The organism is Rhodococcus sp. CX, assembly GCF_015865005.1.
GTDB lineage: Bacteria > Actinomycetota > Actinomycetes > Mycobacteriales > Mycobacteriaceae > Rhodococcus.
Genome location: NZ_JADZGH010000179.1, coordinates 1 through 3,323, shown reverse-complemented (window position 1 = coordinate 3,323; position 3,323 = coordinate 1). Strand labels below are relative to the sequence as shown.

1 protein-coding gene is annotated in these 3,323 nt (G+C 71.1%); it reads right to left on the bottom strand.

Annotated elements, in window-relative coordinates; genetic code table 11:
• A partial coding sequence (locus I0Q12_RS18750) for a non-ribosomal peptide synthetase (protein ID WP_197253434.1) occupies window positions 1–3,323 on the bottom strand: 3,323 nt, incomplete at both ends.

Below are 3,323 nucleotides of genomic sequence, written 5' to 3'. Positions count from 1 at the left end.
GCGGATTCGATCTCGCCGAGTTCGATGCGGAAGCCGCGGACCTTCACCTGATCGTCGGAGCGGTGGAGGTACTCGAGTTCGAATGTGTTGTCGCCGCACTTCTTCCATCGAACGAGGTCGCCGGTTCGGTACATCCGCTGCCCGGGGGTCCCGAACGGATCGGCCACGAACCGCGACGCGGTCAGCGAACCCCGGTTCCGGTATCCCCGTGCCAGGGCGGGGCCCGACAGGTACAGCTCCCCCGCCACGCCGACCGGGACCGGCCGCAGCCGGTCGTCGAGCACCAGTTCGGCGAATCCACGGATCGGGCCACCGATCGTCACGGGATCTCCCACCGTGAGCGGCCGTCCGGCGTTCGACTGGATCGTCGCTTCCGCCGGACCGTAGGTGTTCACCATGGTCCGGCCCGGCGCCCACCGCGCCACCAGCTCCGGCGGGCAGGCCTCACCACCGACGATCACCGTGCCCAGATGGTCGAGCCCGACCGGATCCACCGTGCCCAGCGCCGCCGGGGTCAGGGCCACATGGGTGACCTGCTCGCGCGCCAGCAACTCCGCGAGTTCGCGACCACCGAAGACCCCGGGCTGCGAGATCACCAGGCGGCCACCGGATCCGAAGGCCCACAACATCTCCAGCACCGCCGCGTCGAAGCTCGGCGACGCCGCGTGCAGCACCCGCGCATCCGGACCCAATCCGAACCGGGCGCGCTGTTCGGCCACCAGGTTCGCGAGTCCGGCGTGCGTGACGGTCACGCCCTTGGGCACGCCCGTCGACCCGGACGTGTAGATCACGTACGCGGCCTGCTCCGGCCGTACCGGCACCCGCACCTCCCGGTACCGGGAGCCGTCGGCATGGGCGGTCGCGGAGACGGGTATCCAGGGGACGGAGCCGGGCAGCTGTTCGACTCGGTGCGGGGCTGTAAGGCCCAGCACGGCACCGGAATCGGCGAGCATGTGCTCGATCCGGCCGGCCGGGTACCCGGGGTCGACGGGGACGAACGCGGCCCCGGTCTTCGCGACCGCCCACACCGACAGGATCGACTCCACCGACCGCGACACCGCGATCGCCACCACCGATTCCGGACCCGCTCCTGCTTCGATCAACCTGTGCGCCAATCGATTCGACTCGTCGTGCAGCTCGCGGTACGTCACTCGACGGTCTCCGCAGACGACGGCAATTGCGTCCGGATCGGTCGCCGCCGACGCCGTCAGCAGCTCGGACAGCGTCCTCGACGGCAGCGCGGGTGCGCCCGCCGCCGGCACCAGGTGGCGGCGTTCGTCCGGGGAGAGGATGTCGATCGTCTCGATCGGCGCCGACGGGTCGGCGGTCACGTCCTCGAGGATGCGCACGAACCGTTCGGCGAACGCCCGCACGGTCGTCTCCTCGAGGAGGTCGTCGGCGTAGACGAACGCAGCCGATATTCCTTCGGGGGCACCGTTTTCGGTGAACTCTTCGACGAGACCCAGGTGGAGGTCGTAGCGTGCGACGCCGGGATCGAGCAGGATCGGCTCGACCGTCAGGCCCGGCAGTTCCAGGCGCGCGGCTTCGGTGTTCCGGAACTCCAGCATCACCTGGAACAGCGGCGAATACGCGGTCGACCGCTCCGGATCCACGGCGTCGACGACCTGATCGAACGGGACCTCGGCGTGCGCGAAGGCTCCGAGCGCGCTCTCGCGCGCCCGGCCGAGAAGCCCGGTGAACGAACCGGCCGGATCGACGGCGGTCCGCAGCACGATCGTGTTGACGAACATGCCCACGACGTCGTCGAGCGCGGCCTCTCCCCGACCGGCGACCGGGGTGCCGACACTGATGTCGTCGGATCCGCCGAGCCGGGCCAGCAGCACCGCCAGCGCGGCGTGCATCACCATGAACATCGTCGAATCATGTTGCCGGGCAAGTTCTCGAAGGCGGCGGTGCAGTTCGGAATCCATCCTGAAGTCCGCCGTGCCCGCGTGCAGCGACCGGTGTACCGGCCGTGGCCGGTCCCACGGCAGTTCGAGCACCGCGGGCGCGCCGGACAACGTCCGCTGCCAGTACCCGAGCTGGACCGCGGCACGCGAATGCGGGTCCGTGTCGCTGCCGAGAAGCTCCCGCTGCCACAGGGTGTAGTCGACGTAGTCGACCGGCAGCGGCGCCCAGTCGGGGGCGTGACCGTCGCGGCGCGCGGTGTAGGCGACCATGACGTCCCGGGCCAAGGGCACCATCGACGAACCGTCGGCCGCGATGTGGTGCACCACCATGACAAGGGCGTGCTCGGCCGGGCCGGTCCGGAACAGTGCGGTCCGGATCGGGGCGGCGCGGCTGACGTCGAAACCGGTTCCGCCCAGCTCCGCGATGCGGGCCCGCGGGGTCGTCTCGTCGGGAACCACGGTCGGCGTCAGGTCGGGCAGCACCGCCTCGACGGGGAGCGTGACCTGATGCGGCCCGTCCTCGGAGCCGGGGTACACGGTGCGCAGCGTGATGTGCCGTTCGAGGACGTCGGCCAGGGCGGCGCGAAGGGCGTCCGGATCGAGATCGCCGGTCAGCCGCAGCGCGATGGGGATGTTGTAGGCCGGGGAGCCGGTGTCGAGCTGGTTGACGAGCCACATGCGCTGTTGCGCGAGGGACAGCGGGATCCGGTCCGGGCGCGGGAGGCGAGCCAGGGCGGGCCGGGATCCGGCCGCGGTGTCCCGGGCGCTCACTCGGGCGGCCAGTGCCGCCACGGTCGGCGCTTCGAACAGATCGCGGACCCCGATACCCGAGCCGAGCGCGGTGTTCACCCGGGCGACTACCCGCGTCGCACTGAGGGAGTTGCCGCCGAGGTCGAAGAAGTTCGCGTCGATGCCGAGTCCACCGGTGCCGAGCACGTCGGCGAAAGCCGTCGCGATCGCCGACTCGCGGGCGGTGCGGGGTGCGCGGAACTGCGTGGGCGCCGCGAAGTCCGGTGCGGGCAGCGCCGCGCGGTCGAACTTGCCGACCGGGGTACGCGGGATGTCGTCGAGGACGACGACGGCCGCGGGAACCATGTAACCCGGAACCCGTGCGCGCACGTGCTCGGTGAGCGCGGCGACATTGGGTTCTCCGTCGTCGGACGGGACGACATAGGCCACCAGAACGGTGTCTCCGCCCGGGCCGGGCCGCCCGACTGTGACGGCGAAACGCACACCCGGATGGGAGGCCAGGGCGGCGTCGATCTCGCCGAGTTCGATGCGGAGGCCGCGGATCTTCACCTGGAAGTCGCTGCGCCCCAGGTAGTCCAGTTCGAGTCCGCCGTCGTCGGCGCGCCGCCATCGCACGACGTCGCCGGTCCGGTACATCCGGCTGCCGGGTCCGCCGAACGGGTC